General features: G+C 72.5%; 16 protein-coding genes and 1 pseudogene. 5 read left to right on the top strand and 12 right to left on the bottom strand.

What is annotated here, in order from left to right:
* Positions 1-60: 60 nt before the first annotated feature.
* A pseudogene (locus OH804_RS10205) lies at positions 61-396 on the bottom strand (GNAT family N-acetyltransferase); the annotation flags it as partial.
* Positions 397-479: 83 nt separating this feature from the next.
* Here OH804_RS10205 and OH804_RS10200 point away from each other — a divergent pair.
* Both OH804_RS10200 and OH804_RS10195 read left to right on the top strand, forming a co-directional pair.
* A complete protein-coding gene (locus OH804_RS10200; RefSeq protein ID WP_196923344.1) occupies positions 480-917 on the top strand; it encodes a MarR family winged helix-turn-helix transcriptional regulator in 438 nt (145 codons plus the stop codon).
* The gene (locus tag OH804_RS10195; protein ID WP_406064592.1) at positions 904-1,428 is read left to right on the top strand and encodes a hypothetical protein; all 525 of its coding nucleotides are present in this window, start codon (positions 904-906) and stop codon (positions 1,426-1,428) included. The genes OH804_RS10200 and OH804_RS10195 overlap by 14 nt, the downstream gene beginning before the upstream one ends.
* Here the strand turns inward: OH804_RS10195 and OH804_RS10190 are convergent.
* The 9 genes from OH804_RS10190 to OH804_RS10150 all read right to left on the bottom strand — a co-directional run bounded on the left by OH804_RS10190 (position 1,397) and on the right by OH804_RS10150 (position 9,813).
* Positions 1,397-2,482, bottom strand: a complete 1,086-nt coding sequence (locus tag OH804_RS10190) for a hypothetical protein (protein ID WP_406064590.1) — start codon at positions 2,480-2,482, stop codon at positions 1,397-1,399. The two genes, OH804_RS10195 and OH804_RS10190, sit on opposite strands and share 32 nt — an antisense overlap.
* A 113-nt stretch (positions 2,483-2,595) precedes the next feature.
* Complete coding sequence (locus OH804_RS10185) at positions 2,596-3,399, bottom strand: sugar phosphate isomerase/epimerase (protein WP_196923347.1); 804 nt, start codon at positions 3,397-3,399, stop codon at positions 2,596-2,598.
* On the bottom strand, positions 3,396-4,505 hold the full coding sequence (locus OH804_RS10180; protein ID WP_406066496.1) for a dihydrodipicolinate synthase family protein: 1,110 nt from the start codon (positions 4,503-4,505) through the stop codon (positions 3,396-3,398). The genes OH804_RS10185 and OH804_RS10180 overlap by 4 nt, the downstream gene beginning before the upstream one ends.
* Before the next feature lie 98 nt (positions 4,506-4,603).
* Positions 4,604-5,755 carry a Gfo/Idh/MocA family protein gene (locus OH804_RS10175; RefSeq protein ID WP_406064588.1) on the bottom strand — a complete coding sequence of 384 codons (1,152 nt, stop codon included), beginning with the start codon at positions 5,753-5,755 and terminating at the stop codon, positions 4,604-4,606.
* Between the two features lie 39 nt (positions 5,756-5,794).
* On the bottom strand, positions 5,795-6,550 hold the full coding sequence (locus tag OH804_RS10170; protein WP_231394252.1) for an ABC transporter ATP-binding protein: 756 nt from the start codon (positions 6,548-6,550) through the stop codon (positions 5,795-5,797).
* Between the two features lie 43 nt (positions 6,551-6,593).
* Complete coding sequence (locus tag OH804_RS10165) at positions 6,594-7,598, bottom strand: ABC transporter substrate-binding protein (RefSeq protein WP_406064586.1); 1,005 nt, start codon at positions 7,596-7,598, stop codon at positions 6,594-6,596.
* Positions 7,599-7,621: 23 nt separating this feature from the next.
* Positions 7,622-8,590, bottom strand: a complete 969-nt coding sequence (locus tag OH804_RS10160) for an ABC transporter permease (protein WP_406064584.1) — start codon at positions 8,588-8,590, stop codon at positions 7,622-7,624.
* Positions 8,591-8,759: 169 nt separating this feature from the next.
* Positions 8,760-9,476, bottom strand: coding sequence for a cupin domain-containing protein (locus OH804_RS10155; RefSeq protein WP_406064582.1), 717 nt, complete (start codon positions 9,474-9,476; stop codon positions 8,760-8,762).
* A complete protein-coding gene (locus tag OH804_RS10150; protein ID WP_091398731.1) occupies positions 9,469-9,813 on the bottom strand; it encodes a cupin domain-containing protein in 345 nt (114 codons plus the stop codon). The genes OH804_RS10155 and OH804_RS10150 overlap by 8 nt, the downstream gene beginning before the upstream one ends.
* A 93-nt stretch (positions 9,814-9,906) precedes the next feature.
* Here OH804_RS10150 and OH804_RS10145 point away from each other — a divergent pair, with 93 nt between their 5' ends.
* Positions 9,907-10,980, top strand: coding sequence for a LacI family DNA-binding transcriptional regulator (locus OH804_RS10145; RefSeq protein WP_196923353.1), 1,074 nt, complete (start codon positions 9,907-9,909; stop codon positions 10,978-10,980).
* Positions 10,977-11,996 (top strand): phosphotransferase family protein, encoded by a 1,020-nt coding sequence (locus OH804_RS10140; protein ID WP_406064579.1) that lies wholly within the window; start codon positions 10,977-10,979, stop codon positions 11,994-11,996. The genes OH804_RS10145 and OH804_RS10140 overlap by 4 nt, the downstream gene beginning before the upstream one ends.
* A 52-nt stretch (positions 11,997-12,048) precedes the next feature.
* Here the strand turns inward: OH804_RS10140 and OH804_RS10135 are convergent, their stop codons facing one another.
* Positions 12,049-12,711 carry a fasciclin domain-containing protein gene (locus tag OH804_RS10135; RefSeq protein ID WP_406064577.1) on the bottom strand — a complete coding sequence of 221 codons (663 nt, stop codon included), beginning with the start codon at positions 12,709-12,711 and terminating at the stop codon, positions 12,049-12,051.
* Positions 12,712-12,844: 133 nt separating this feature from the next.
* On the opposite strand from OH804_RS10135, the gene OH804_RS10130 reads away from it, so the two are divergent.
* Positions 12,845-13,330: a GNAT family N-acetyltransferase gene (locus OH804_RS10130; protein WP_406064575.1), complete on the top strand. Its 486-nt coding sequence runs from the start codon at positions 12,845-12,847 to the stop codon at positions 13,328-13,330.
* 114 nt (positions 13,331-13,444) lie between these two features.
* On the opposite strand, the gene OH804_RS10125 is transcribed toward OH804_RS10130, so the two are convergent.
* Positions 13,445-14,716, bottom strand: a complete 1,272-nt coding sequence (locus tag OH804_RS10125; RefSeq protein WP_406064573.1) for an MFS transporter — start codon at positions 14,714-14,716, stop codon at positions 13,445-13,447.
* Positions 14,717-14,755: the final 39 nt, after the last annotated feature.

The following is a 14,755-nucleotide window of genomic DNA, read 5'->3' as shown; positions in this document are numbered from 1 at the left end:
TCGGTCAGAACCGCTGGCACGGGCACCTCGAGGTGCGTCACGAGGGCGGCGCGACGGTCTGCGCCTGGTGAGCCGGTTGCCGCGGTGCTCCGGCGCCGTACCGACCAGCTCGACCTGGGCCACCGGCAGCCGGACCCCGGCAAGGCTCCACTGCTGCCGCAGCCCCACCAGGCTTCCCGCCGGGCGGCCGGTGGCCGAGTCCTCGGCGACCAGGAAGTCGTCGGGCACGACGGAGGGGTGGCCGTCCAGCAGGTCTTCCACCCAGGCAGCGATGCCGGCGTGTGGTTGGCCGCCGGTCACCGTCTGAAGCTGGACCGAGGCGTGCAGGCGGGCTAGCTCGACGGCGTCGCTGGCTCGGCCGGGCCGGAGCACGTAGCGGTCGCTCTCCGTTGTCATGCGCCTTGCCTCCCGTGGGGTTCGGATGGGAGTTCTCTCCACAATGGTTGCACGGCCGAACCATCTGGTTGTACCGTCGAACCATGCAGGATGGTGAGCTCGACGCGGCTCAGGAGGCACTGATGCGGTTCGTCCGCAACTTCGGCCTCCATCAGCCCGACCGGACTCCCTGCGGACAACAGTTGCCGGTGTCGGAGGCACACGCCATGGTGGAGATCGCCCGGGAGGGGCAGCTCCGGCAGGTGGAGTTGGCCCGCCGGCTGCGGCTGGAGAAGAGCAGCATCAGCCGCCTGGTCGCCAACTTGGTCAACCGAGGCTGGGTGCACCGGGAAGCAGCCGAGGGTGACGGTCGCGGTGTTCTGCTCCTGCTGACCGCCGCGGGCACCACTGCCGCCGCGCGGCAGGCCGACGCCCGCCGGGACCGGCTCACCGCCCTGCTCGATCGCGTCCCCGACGACCAGCGCTCGGCAGTGGTGCGTGCGCTCCAGACCCTCGCGGAGGCCACCGGTGAACCGTTCTGACCGCCCTCGTTCCCAACGGGCTCTGCTCCTGGCGGCCATCGCTGTCACCGCGTTGAGCAGCGGCTGCGCCGACGAGCCCGCACCGTCGACACCGACAACGACGACCTCCAGTCGACAGGCCGACGTCGCCGAGCGAGGCGCGTCGGTCATGCCGTTCGACCTGGACCGCACCACGCACCGCTTCACCGGGACCGACACCGGCGGGGTGCAGACCGTCGTCGCCGACGACCCGCAGGACATCACCCAGATCACCCTCGTCCAACAGCATCTGACGGCGGAGGTCGAGCGGTTCCGGCGCGGCGACTTCAGCGATCCCGCCCGCATCCACGGCATCGGAATGCCCGGCCTGGCAACGCTTCGGGCACACGGCGGGCGGATCACCATCGAGTACGAGGCCATCGCCGACGGCGCGCGCGCCACCTACACCACGAACGACGCAGGGCTTCGCGATGCCCTGCACCACTGGTTCGACGCCCAGGTCAGCGACCACGGCCCGCACGCCACCCGCTAGGCCCCACCATGGGCCACCCGGGCCGCGCCCGACGACGCCAGAGCACTGTGCACATAGCGGCCAGGGCCAGCCCGAGCAGCGGGGCGACACCCACCCCGGCGAGGGTGCAGGCCACCGCGAGCAGTGCCGCCGGCACCCAACACCAGGCGGGCACGGTACGCGGGACACGACCCCGCCGACGGGCCGCCGCCTCCACTGCCATCGGCACCACCAGCACCGGCAACGCGGCGGCCAGCAGGGTCAGCCAGGGCAGCACCAGACGGTCGAACCGCGCCACCGCCAGCAGCCCGCCGAACACCGCGACGAGCAGCATCGCCGCCCGCGCCGGCAGGCGGGGAGCCAGTCCACGCAACGCCAACGAACCGGAGTACGTGGTGGTCAGCGCCGCCGCGAAGACCGCCACCGCGACGAACAGATTCGCGTACGCGGCCAACCCCGACCCGGCGGCGAGCAGGGCGACCACGTCGGCCGAGCCGGTCCGCAGCCACAGGCCGGCGCCGGCGAGCACCCCGAGCAGCGCCGGCCCGATCAGCAGCCCCACGCACCAGGCCAGGTCCCGCCTTCGGGCGAGGCCCACGCTGAAGTCCGGTGCGCGCAGCGCGAACATGGCCGCGTACCCGATCAGCGCGGCGGAGTCGGCGAGCCCACCGGCTGCGAGGCGGACCGGCGCGCCGGGCGGTGGCAGCACCGTCAGGCACCAGCCGACCAGCACCACCGCGCTGAGCGTGGTGACGACCGCGACCCGGTTCCCGAGTCGGGCCGGCGCCCAGGAGACGGCGAGGACCGCCACCTCCAGCACCACCGGCCCAGCCCAGCCCGGCAGGTGGGTCAGCGCGGCCAGCGAGGCCCCGCCGAGCCCGACGTTGAACCCGTTCCAACCGACCATCGACACGGCCAGCACCGCCGCCAGCAGCAGCCGCGAGGTGTCCCCCAGGTACGCGGGCAGCACCGCGGTCAACGTCCCGCCGTCACCGAGTGGCCGGCGTAGCCCGATCCGGCCTTGTCCCCAGAGCAGGGCCGCCATCAGCGTCCCGCCGACCAGCAGCCCGGCCACCGGCACCGCCGCCGTGCCGGGCGGCCATCGCCGCGCCGAGCACCAGCGTGGCGGGTGCGGTACCGATGCCCAGCCAGGCGCCGACCGCTGCCGGCCAGCGCCGTTCGGGGAGATCAGACAACGTGGCGCAGGTAGCCGGCGATCGCCGCGTCGAGGACCTCCGCGCCCGGACGCGCCCACACCTCGGCGGAGAAGACCTCCACCTCGATCGGACCGGCGTAGCCGGCCGCGTCCACCGCCTCGCGCAGCCGACGCAACTCGATGCAGCCGTCGCCGGGCAGCGCCCGGCCGAGCAGCACCCCCTCCGGCAGCGGGGTCACCCAGTCGCAGACCTGGAACGCGGCGATCCGGGCGCCGGCCCGCGCGATCTGCGCGTACACCGTGTCGTCCCACCAGACGTGGTACGCGTCCACGACCACGCCGACCACCGCCGGGTCGAACCGCTCGGCGATGTCCAGCGCCTGGCCGAGGGTGGCGATCACGCACCGGTCGGCGGCGAACATCGGGTGCAGCGGCTCGATGGCCAGCCGTACCCCGGCGGCCTCGGCGTGCGGTGCCAGCTCACCGATCGCGTCGGCGACCCGGCGCCGGGCGCCGTCGATGTCCCGACTGCCGGCGGGCAGCCCACCGGAGACCAGCACCAGCTCCGGGGCGCCGAGGGTGGCGGCCTCCTCGATGGCCCGCAGGTTCTCCGCCCGCCAGTCGTCGGCGGAGAAGAACCCGCCCCGGCACAGCGACGTGACGGCGAGGCCGGCGTCGCGGACCAGTTTCGCCGAGCGGGCCAACCCGTGCTCGGCCACCGGCTCGCGCCACAGGCCGATGCCCGGTACGCCGGCCGCCACGCACCCGGCCACCACCTCGGGCAGCGGCCAGCGCTGGGCGGTGGCCTGGTTGAACGAGAACCGCTCCAGGTTCATTGCTCCACCCCCGCCACGGTGAAGAAGGCTCGGGCGCGGGACGCGGCCAGGTCGGCGTCCGGCAATAGCCCGGCCGCGTCGGCCAGGGTGAGCAGGGTTGCCAGGTGCGCCGGGGACCGGCCGGACTGCGCGCCACCGATCATCGTGAAGTGGTCCTGGTGCCCGGCCAACCAGGCCAGGAACACGATCCCCGTCTTGTAGTGCCAGGTCGGCGCGGCGAACAGGTGCCGGGCCAGCGGCACGGTGGGCGCGAAGATCTCGTCGTACGCCGTCTGGTCCCCCCGGTCGAGGGCGGCCAGCGCGGCGGCGGCGGCCGGGGCGATGGCCGCGAACACCCCGAGCAGGGCGTCGGAGTGACCCACCTGGTCACCGCGGATCAGCTCCGGGTAGTGGAAGTCGTCACCGGTGTAGAGGCGTACCCCGGCCGGCAGTCGGCGGCGCAACGCGATCTCCCGGTCGGCGTCCAGCAGCGACACCTTGATGCCGTCCACAGTCGACTGGTGCGCCTTGATCAGCTCGAGCACCGTGTCGGCGGCCAGGTCCAGGTCAGCAGCACCCCAGTAGCCGGTCAACGCCGGGTCGAACATCGGACCCAGCCAGTGCAGCACCACCGGTTCGTCGGCGGCGCTCAGCAGCTCGTCGTACACCCGCAGGTAGTCCTCCGGGCCGCGCGCGGCGGCGGCCAGGTGTCGGCTGCACATCAGGACCGGCCGGGCGCCGGCGGCGCGGACGTCGTCGAGCTGCTCGGCGTACGCGGCGGTGACCGTGGCCACTGTGGCCGGGCCGACCGGCAGTTGGTCGGTGCCGACCCCGGCGACGATCCGCCCGCCCACCGCGCGGGCCTCGGCGGCGCTACGCCGGATCAGCTCCCGGGTGGCCGGATAATCCAGCCCCATCCCCCGCTGGGCGGTGTCCATCGCCTCGGCGACCCCCAGCCCGTACGACCAGAGGTGGCGCCGGAAGGCCAGTGTGGTGTCCCAGTCCACCGTCGCCGGTGCACCCGGCACGTTCTCCGCGCCCGGGTCGGCGACCACGTGCGCGGCGGCGTACGCGATCCGGCTGGTCGCCGGCGCGTCCGGTCGGGCGAAGCCGCTTCCCCCGGCCAGTCGGTGTCGCCGTCCACCGGGCAGCACCACCTCGGCGGTCGCTGAACCACCTTTCGTTCGCGACTGCGGGGCTCGCAAACCCGGCTCACTCCTCGCGCTCACGGGTGAAGCTCCGGCACCTCGATGCGGCCGCCCTCGCGGGCCGAGCGCAGCCCCAGCTCGGCGAGTTGCACGCCGCGCGCGCCGGCCAGGAAGTCCCACCGGAACGGCTCGCCGGCCACCACGTGCCGCAGGTACGCCTCCCACTGCACCTTGAAGCCGTTGTCGAAGTCCTCGTTGTCGGGCACCTCGGCCCACTGGGCGCGGAAGTCCTCGGTGGCCGGCAGGTCCGGGTTCCACACCGGCTTCGGGGTGACCGCCCGGTGCTGCACCCGGCAGTTGCGCAGGCCCGCGATCGCGCTGCCCTCGGTGCCGTCGACCTGGAACTCCACCAACTCGTCGCGGTACACCCGCACGGCCCAGGACGAGTTGATCTGCGCGATCACCCCGCCGTCGAGTTCGAATGTGGCGTACGCGGCGTCGTCGGCGGTGGCCGCGTACGCCTGACCGGCCTCGTCGACCCGTTCGGGCACGTGGGTGGCGGTCACGCAGGAGACGGCCGTGACCCGGCCGAACAGTTCCTCCAGCACGTAGTGCCAGTGCGGGAACATGTCGACCACGATGCCGCCACCGTCCTCGGTGCGGTAGTTCCACGACGGGCGTTGAGCGGACTGCCAGTCGCCCTCGAAGACCCAGTACCCGAACTCGCCGCGCACCGAGAGGATCCGCCCGAAGAAGCCGCCGTCGATGAGGCGCTTGAGCTTGCGCAGACCGGGCAGGAAGAGCTTGTCCTGCACCACACCGGTGTGGACGCCGGCCGCGTCGGCCGCCCGGGCCAGGTCGAGCGCGGCGGCGGTGTCCTCGGCCAGGGGCTTCTCCGTGTAGATGTGCTTGCCGGCCTCGATGGCCTGGCGGATCGCCTTCTCCCGCTGCTGGGTGACCTGCGCGTCGAAGTAGATCTCGACGTCGTCGCGGGCCAGCGCCGAGGTCAGGTCGGTGGTCCAGTCGGTCAGCCCGTGCCGCTCGGCGAGCTCCCGGAGCTTGGTCTCGTTGCGTCCGACCAGGACCGGTTCCGGCCAGATGGTGGTGCCGTCGGCCAACGCCACACCGCCGGATTCGCGGATGGCCAGCAGCGACCGGACGAGGTGCTGCCGGTAGCCCATCCGTCCGGTCACGCCGTTGACGATGATGCCGATCGACCTGCGGGTCATGGTGTTCCTTCCGTCGTGCTGGGTCGTGCCGATCCGCGCTCAGTGGTTGGCGGCAGCGCTGCCGAGCAACCCGCGCAGGTCGGTGGCGAGCCGGTCGAAGCGGGGATCCGACATCACCTGCGCGTAGTCGCGGTGCGCCGGCAGCTCGACCGGGAAGGTGCGGATGATCCGGCCGGGCCGGGGACTCATCACCACGACCCGGGTGCCGAGGAAGACCGCCTCGGCGATGGAGTGGGTGACCAGTACCACGGTCGTGCCGGTCTCCCGCCAGATCCGGTGCAGTTCGGCGTTCATCTGCTCCCGGGTCAGCGCGTCCAGGGCGCCGAACGGTTCGTCCATGAGCAGCACCGGCGGGGAGTGCAGCAGCGCGCGGCAGAGCGCCACCCGCTGCTGCATGCCGCCGGACAGCTCGTGTGGCAACGCCTTCTCGAAGCCGGTCAGGCCGGTCATCTCGATCAGCTCGTCGGCACGGCGGGCGGCCTGCGCCCGGTCCATGCCGCGCATCTCGGCCTGGAGCAGGATGTTGGCCCGCGCGCCACGCCACTCCAGCAACGCGGCCTTCTGGAAGACGAAGCCGATCTCCTTCTGCGGGCCGCGCACCGGGCGCTCCAACAGCGACACCTCGCCGCTGGTCGGCTTGACCAACCCGGCGACGATCTTCAGGAGGGTGGACTTGCCACAGCCGGACGGGCCGACGATCGTGACGAACTCGCCCGGTTCGATGTCCAGCGACACGTCGTCCAACGCGGTGGTCTGCGACCGTCGGGTGGTGAACCGGACGGTCAGCCCGGACATCCCGATGGCGGTGCCGGTGGTTGCCGGTGCGGCGGTCACCGGGTCACCCCTGCGCCGCGTACGAGGAGTCCCAGTACGCGCTGGGGGCGCCCGGGTCCTTCAGTTCGGCGTAGCGGGACATCAGGTCGATGGTCTCGGTCCACTGGGCCTCGGTGTTCACCCCGGGAGGGCCGTCCGCGCCGATCAGCGGCATGTTGAGGGTGAGCTGCTTGGTGAGCACCTCGGGTGCCGGCTCGTTCTCGGCCAGGGCCACCATCGCGCTCACCGCGCCGGCCGGGTCCCGGGCGGCGTCGGCCCAGGACTTCTGGGTAGCCCGGACGAACTTGCGGGCCAGTTCCGGGTCCTTCTGCAGGGTCTGGGTGTTGGCGATCAGACCGGTGCCGAGCAGGTTCATCCCGTAGTCGGCGAAGAGCAGCACGTCGACCTTCTTGCCGGTCTTGCTCTCGATGGTGGGCGCCTGGTCGTGGAAGAAGCCCATGATGGCGTCGACCTTGCCCTCGGAAAGGGCGGCGATCTTGCCGGCGGCGTCGACGTTGACCACCTTGACGTCGTCCTTCTTGAGGCCGTTCTTCTCCAGCCAGGCCGGGAAGGTCGCGTAGAGGGCGTCGCCGGGGGTGCCGCCGACGGTCTTGCCCTTGAGGTCGGCCGGGGTCTTGATGTTCTCCTCGGTGAAGAACTCCACCGAGGAGGGGCCCTTCTCCAGGTACGCGCCGAGGCTGCGCACCGGCATCCCGCTGGCCACCGACTTGAGCAGCACCGGGCTGTCCGCCCAGCCGAAGTCGGTCTGCTTCTGGGCGACCTGCTTGACGGTGTTGCCCGACCCGTTGCCGGGCAGGATCTTCAGGTCGATGCCCTCGGCCGAGTAGTAGCCCTTCTGCAGGCCGTAGTAGAAGGGCGCGTGCTCGCCGTAGGGCACCCAGTTGAGGGTGAGGGTGACCTGCTTGCTGCCGTCGGCGTTGGTGCTGCCGGCGGGGTCGTCCCCACCGCAGCCGGTGGCGGCGAGGAGCAGGGCGGCAGTGGCCAGGATGGTGGTGGCGGTGCGTTTCATCGGTGCCTCCGTGATGGGGTCGGTCAGGAGGTGGTGAGGGACACGCCGGCCCGGCGGCTGGCGTGCCATGGGATGAGCAGTGCCTCGGCGATCTCGACCAGGACGAACAGGACGATGCCGATGGCGGACATCAGGATCAGGTCAGCGAAGAGCAGCGCGGAGTCGAGGTTGCCGTTGGCCAGCAACAGGACGTAGCCGAGCCCTTCGCTGGCGCCGACGAACTCGCCGACCACGGCACCGACCACGGCGAGGGTGACGGCCACCTTCAGGCCGGCCATCAGGTGCGGCAACGCGTTCGGGAAGCGGATCTTGCGGAAGGTGCGCCACGGCCCGGCGCCCATCGTGGCGGCGAGGTCGAGCAGCTCCGGGTCGGTGGAGCGCAGCCCGGCCACGCCGGAGATGACCACCGGGAAGAACGCGATGAGCACCGCCAGGATGATCTTCGGAGTGAGGCCGAGGCCGAACCAGACCACCAGCAGCGGCGCGATGGCGATCTTCGGGATGACCTGTGCGAACAGGACGATCGGGTAGAGCGCCTTGTCCAGGGTGCGGGAGTAGGCGATGGCGACCGCGGTGACCAGACCCAACGCGGCGGCCAGCACGAAGCCGAGCACCGTCTCGTAGAGGGTGACCAGTGTGTGCCGGGCCAGCTCGGACCACTGGGTGGTCATCGTCTCCCAGACCTGGCCGGGGGTGGGCACCAGGTAGTTCGGGACGTACTCCCGGGCCGCCACGAACCACCAGGCGGCGAAGAAGACCGCGAGCACCAGCGCCGGGCGCCAGAGTGAGTCGGCGAAGGCCACCGCCCGACGACCGAGCGTCGGGCGTGGTGGACGGCCACCGCCGGGTGACGCTCCCAGCACAGTGGACGAGGCCGAGCCGCCGGCGGACGCCGGCGCACCGGGTGCGAGTGAGGAGGCGGCCCTCCGCTCACCGCTTTCCGCCTCGGCGGCGGCCTGTCGGCCCGCCGTGTCCAGAGAGTTCTCGGTCACGCGGAACCTCCTCGGGGCCCGGCACGCACTCGTGGACCGGGCCGGTCAGCGGATCAGGCAAACGCTTTCCTGGATGGAGCGTAGGCGGCACCTCGGCACCGGGCAAGGCCTTTCCTCGATCTGTTTCCGCCGATGCGTGGGTACCCGGGCAGCTGTCCCGAACGGACGGTCAGCTGGATGCCGGGTAGGTGTCGAGGAGGCCGCACATGCCCAATCGGCCGCGCTCCACCGGCTCGGCCGCCACGTGCACCCCGGCGTCGCCCAGGTGCCCCGGATCCCCCCGCTCCAGGGCGTCGAGCTGCCCGGCCGTGTCGGCGGCGGCACGGCCCGCGCCGGCCTCCCACCGCTGTCGCCAACGCGCCAGCAACGGCTGACGCAGGGCGATCGCGGCGGCGTGGAACGCGGCCAGCGCCGCCGGCCCACCGGACCGCAGCGCCTGGAAGCCGGTCACCGCCAGATCCCGTCGGCGGTACGCGGCGTGCACGTCCGCGCCCGGCGCTCCCCCGCCGGGCAACGCCGCCGCCGCGGCGTACGCGGCCGGGTCGGCCAGCACCTCGGGCGGGAAGGTCAGCACCGCGTCGCCGGCCTCGGGAAGGCCGCTGTTCTGCATGAGCACCACGATGTTCAGCCCGCCCCCGTTGACCAGGCGGTGCACGGTGCCCGGCTCGAACCAGACCACCACCCCGGGCCGCAGCGGCGTCTCCCGGAAACCGGCGGTGGTCAGGGTCTGCACCGCTCCCTCGCCGTCGGTCACCACGTACCCCTCGGTGCAGCACAGGTGCACGTGTGGGGTGCCGCCGACCAGGCCGTCCGAGGCCACCGTGTCGTAGACGCGCAGCCGGGACACCCCGATCCCGCCGGGCAGCGGCGCCGGCCGGTCAGGCATCGAAGTACTCGTCGGTGTCGTCAGCTGCCGGCAGGGACACCAGCAGCACGGTGAGGTCGCCGATCGCCCGGTGCCGGCAGCCCGGCTTGATCAGGAACGCGGACATCGGCCGGGCGGGGTGACGGACCCCGTCCAGCTCGATCTCGCCCTCACCGGCGAGCACGACGTAGTACTCGGTGGCGATCCGGTGGTGGTGGGTCACCGCGTCCTGCACCTGGAGCAGATGCACGCTGGCCTGGCCCTCGCTCTCGGCGATGAACCCCCGGCGGGTGGTCCCGCACGAGCAGCGCCGAGCGGGAAGGTCGTCGAGTTGAAGTACCGCGAAGCGATCGGACATGGCCGGGCCTCCCTGCGGGAAAGGGCTTTCTCTGCGGTACGGTGACGCTAGCCGGCACGACGAAACGCCGTCAACAGATCGAGGGGGCGGGCCATGGCGACCCTGTCCGATGTGGCCCGCCGAGCGGGCGTCTCACCCGCCACCGCCTCCCGCGTCATCAACGGCAGCAGCAAGCCGGTCACCGACGAGCTGCGCGAGCGGGTGCTCGCCGCCGTCGCCGAGTTGCAGTACGTGCCGAACGCGCACGCCCAACTGCTGGCCCGCTCGCACCGCAGCGCGGTCGGCGTGATCGTGCATGACGTCTCCGACCCGTACTTCGCCGAGATCACCCGCGGCCTGCAACGGGTCGCCACCGACCAGGGCCGACTGCTGATGATCTGCAACAGCTACCGGGACCCGGACCGCGAGTTGGAGTACGTGGAGCTGCTGCGCGGCCACCAGGTGGCGGCGCTGATCCTGGCCGGCTCGGGCTACCACGACGAGGCGTTCACCCGGCAGCTCAACGAGAAGCTCGCCGCGTACGAGGCCACCGGCGGGCGGGTGGCGGTGATCGGCCGGCACGAGCACTCCGGTGACGCGGTGATGCCGGACAACCGGGCCGGCGGTTACCTCGCCGGGCGGGAGCTGTGCGGCCTGGGGCACCGGGCGATCGGCGTGGTCGCCGGCCCGCGCATCCTGACCACCACTACCGACCGGCTGGCCGGCCTCCGCCAGGCCCTCACCGAGCAGGGCCGTGAGCTGCCCGAACGGCGCATCCGGTACGCGGAGTTCGACCGCGACGGTGGTGCCGAGGCGACCGCCCGACTGCTCGACGCCGACCCGGAGCTGACCGCGATCGTGGCGCTCAACGACTCGATGGCCATCGGCGCGCTCGCCACCCTGCGCGCGCGAGGGCTGCCGGTGCCGCAGCAGATCTCGGTGCTGGGGTTCGACGACATGCCGATCGCCCGCGACGTGACCCCGGCGCTGACCACAGTGCGACTGCCACTGGTCGACATGGGAGTGCGGGCGATGTCCCTGGTGCTCGGCGTCGGGGCCCCGACGCCCCGGGTCGAGGTGCTCCCCGCCGAGCTGGTCCGCCGCGACACCGCCGGACCCGTCCCACCGTCCACCCGCGCCACCGCGAATTCCGCGCCACGGGCACGGCGAGGTGACACCACGTCGTGACCGGCATCAGTCCGACCCAGCGGACCCTCACACCCGCCGACGTGGCGTACCTGATCGGTGCGTCGTTCGGGCCACAAACCCGGGTCCGGGACGCCGGTCCGCTGGCCGGCGGCGGGTACGCGACGGTGTGGTGGGCGCTGCTGGACGACGACCGTCGGGTGGTGCTGAAGCTGGCACCGCCGGCCGGAACGCCGCTGCTGCGCTACGAGCGCGGGCTCTGCGCCGCCGAGGAGCGGTACTTCCGGCTCGTCGCGGAGCGGGCGCCGCAGGTGCCCGTCCCCCCGGTGCTCTGGCGCGGCGCCGACCCGGCGTACGGCGAGTGGTTGGTCACCGCGATGCTTCCCGGCCGGTCGCTGTCCGACCTGGCCGGGACCGGTGTCGCGGTCGACGACGGCCCGGCGCGGTACGACCTCGGGGTGGCCCTCGCCGCGGTGCACCGGATCACCGGTGAACGGTTCGGGTACGACGGCGACCGGGCGAACGGGCCGACCTGGCGGGCAGCGTTCACGGCGATGCTCGACGCGCTCCTGGCCGACGCGGCCGACTGGGACGTCCGACTACCGGTGACCCCGGACCGCCTGCACGCACTGGTGGGGCGGCACGGCGACGTGCTCGACGAGGTGCGACGCCCGGCGCTGCTGCACTTCGACTGTTGGGACGGCAATGTGCTGGCGGCACCCGACCGGGACGGCCGGTTGCGGCTGCGCGGCCTGGTGGACGGCGAGCGGTTCCTCTACGGCGACCCGCTGCTGGACCTGGTCTCGCCGCTTCTCTTCCGGCGCGTCGAGGACGAGCCGGAGCACCCCCTGCTGCGCGGCTACCAGGCCACCGCAGCCGAACCGCTGGTGCTGGACGCGTCGGCGCGCCGCCGGCTCAGTCTCTACCGGTTGCACCTGTACCTGCTGATGACTGTGGAGATGCCCAGCCGTGCGATGACCGCGCGTAGCCATCCCGGGCGGCACGCCCGGCTGGCGGCCCTGCTCGACGAGGAACTGGCCGCGCTCACCTCGGACTGACGTCCCGGCGCGGGTGGCGTCCGACGCGTGGTCGAACGCCACCCGCCCCCGGTCAGGGCAGGTCGATCGGGCGCAACACCCGGTCCACGGCGTGCGCGATCTGCCGGTTGCCCTTGTTGACGTCGTACGAGACGACCCGCGCATCACGGTCGTCGGTGTCGGCGTCGACCAGTCGCACCTGCCGGAAGAAGTACAGGTAGGTGCGCACGTCGACCTCGACGGACGAGCCCAGCGCGGTGGTCAGGTCCGTGCCGTCGGCCCGCACCGCCGTCTTGCGATCGATGGTGGCGCCCGGGACCACGTGGTAGAGCAGCACCGACTCGACGGTGTCGATGCCCAGCCCGGCCACGGCGGTGAAGGCGGCGCTCTCACTCGGCAGCTTCCGGGCCTGCGTGATCTCGCGGACCAACTGCTGGAAGGCGGCGTCGGTGGGGATGAACGCGGTCAGCGCCACGGTGCCGTCGGTGAGCACCTTGACCGGAGAGTTCGGCTTGGCCTCCAGCACGGCCAGCACGGCCGCCGTCAGCACGTCGAAGTCACGCGAGTTGCGGTCGAAGCCGCTGCTGTCCCGGGTGAGCACCTGGGCGAGCGACGTCGTGCCGAGCGGCTTGGTCTTGCTGGTGGCCTGAGCGGCCGGAACGGCGACCGCGGTGGTGGCCAGCGCGGTGGCCACGGCACCCACCGCCATCCGGGCGGCGATTCGTGCGATCTTCATCAGCGGGCCTTTCGTCGAAGCGACCGGATCCGTGACGTCTCGTCACGATCCATGCTTCGCAGCGGGTAGGCCGCGCGGATGCACCTGCGGATAACCGATTGTCCGGGCTCCGGCCAGGGCCTAACCTCCCCGGGTGCTGATTCGGGAGTTCGTCGAGCGGGACTGGTCGCAGGTGTGGCCGATCATCGAGGAGGTGATCCGGGCACAGGAGACGTTCCCCTACGACCCGGCGATGACCGCCGAGCAGTCGTACGGCATGTGGGTCGAGGCGGCGCCGGGGCGAACCGTCGTGGCGGTCGACGGCGAGCGGGTGCTGGGCACCGCGAAGATGGGCACCAACCGGCCCGGGCCGGGCGCGCACGTGTCCACAGCGAGCTTCATGGTCGCCGCCGACGCGCGGGGCCGGGGCGTGGGCACCGCGCTGTGCCGCGACGCCCTCACCTGGGCCCGCCAGCGGGGGTACGCCGGCATGCAGTTCAACGCCGTGGTGGAGAGCAACAGGTCCGCGGTGCGGTTGTATCGGCGGGAGGGCTTCGAGGTGGTCGGCACCGTGCCGGGCGCGTTCTGTCACCCCGTCCTCGGCCGGGTCGGCCTGCACGTGATGTACCAGGAGTTCTGACCGCGCCCGCGCCGGCCCGCACCGGCTCGCGTCGATCATGGACTTGTGGTGGTGCGCAAAAGGGGCATGGTTTCACAACGCGCCCACCACAACTCCATGATCGACCAGGAGGGCTCAGCCGCCGGCTGGGGCCGGGCGCAGCCCGGGCTGTCCGGCGGCTGACTCCGCGCCGGCGCGGCGGATCGGGGTGAAGAGGCCGCCGACCGCGACCAGCAGGCAACCCGCGCCCGCCGCGAGCGTGACCGCCTGCGCACCGTACCGGCCGGCGGCCCAGGTCAGCACCACAGCGCCGGCCGGCCCGAGGGCGTAGTGCGTGCTCCAGAACGCCGACGTGACCCGGCCCAGCAGGTGATCGGGGGTGATCTCCTGCCGCAGGGACATCGAACAGATCCCACCGACGCTGAGACAGCACAGGTACACCGCGGTCAGCGCGGTGACCGCGGGCACGCTCGTGGCGATGCCGACCCCCGCGACGGCGAAGCCGCAGATCGCGTGCGCGCCGATCCAGGTGGCGCCGAAGCCGCGCCGGCGGCGCAGCGGGGCCACCAGCAGCGCACCGGCGACAGTGCCCAGCGCCGCCAGGCCAAGCACAGTGCCGACGGTGCCCCCCGAGCCGCCGAGGTCGTGCGTGACGTGGTAGATCAACACGTCGACGAAGCCGTAGGTGAGGAAGATGAAGACCGACAACAGGACGGTCAGCGCGCGCAGCACGGGCTGACGCCACAGGAACCGCGCCCCGGCCAGGAACTCGGCAAGCGGGCGTTGCCGAACCACCCCCTCGTCCGCCTGGACGGGGCGCAGTCGGATAAGCCACAGGCCGGCCGCCGAGAGCGCGAAGCTCGCCGCGTTGACGGCGATGGCGGTGGCCGGGCCGAAGCGGGCCGCCACCACACCGGCGAGCAGTGGCCCGAGGACGGCCGCCGCCGCGTACGTCGCCTGCAACCGGCCGTTGGCCTCGGTGATCCGGTCCCGGTCGACGAGGTTGCGGACCGCGGTCACCGCGGCGACCTGGAACACCATGCCGGCCGCCTCGCAGATCGGCAGCACGACGAAGAGCAGCCAGACATGCGGGCCGGCGAGCCACGCCAGTGGCACCAGGGCGTAGAGCAGCAGCCGGGTCAGGTCGGCCACGATCATCAGGGTGCGACGGTCGTACCGGTCGACAAGTACCCCGCCGAAGATCCCGGCGACGACGGACGCCGCACCCGCGACGGCGGTGAGCAGACCCATCTGCGCCACCGACCCGGTCGCCTTGAGCACCAGCAGCGGCACCGCCAGGTAGGCGAACGAGTCGCCCGCCGCCGAGAGTGACTGCGCGATCCAGTACGTGCCGAAGGTCCGGTCCCGCCAGAGCGGAGCCCGACCGGCGGCGGTAGATCGGCTCACCGCGCCAAGGGTAGTGAACGCGGCCGTCCCACGCTGGCC

Origin of the sequence: Micromonospora sp. NBC_00860, assembly GCF_045207375.1 — a bacterium.
In the GTDB taxonomy this organism is placed as follows: domain Bacteria; phylum Actinomycetota; class Actinomycetes; order Mycobacteriales; family Micromonosporaceae; genus Micromonospora; species Micromonospora vinacea.
This window is presented reverse-complemented; position numbering and strand designations above follow the sequence as displayed.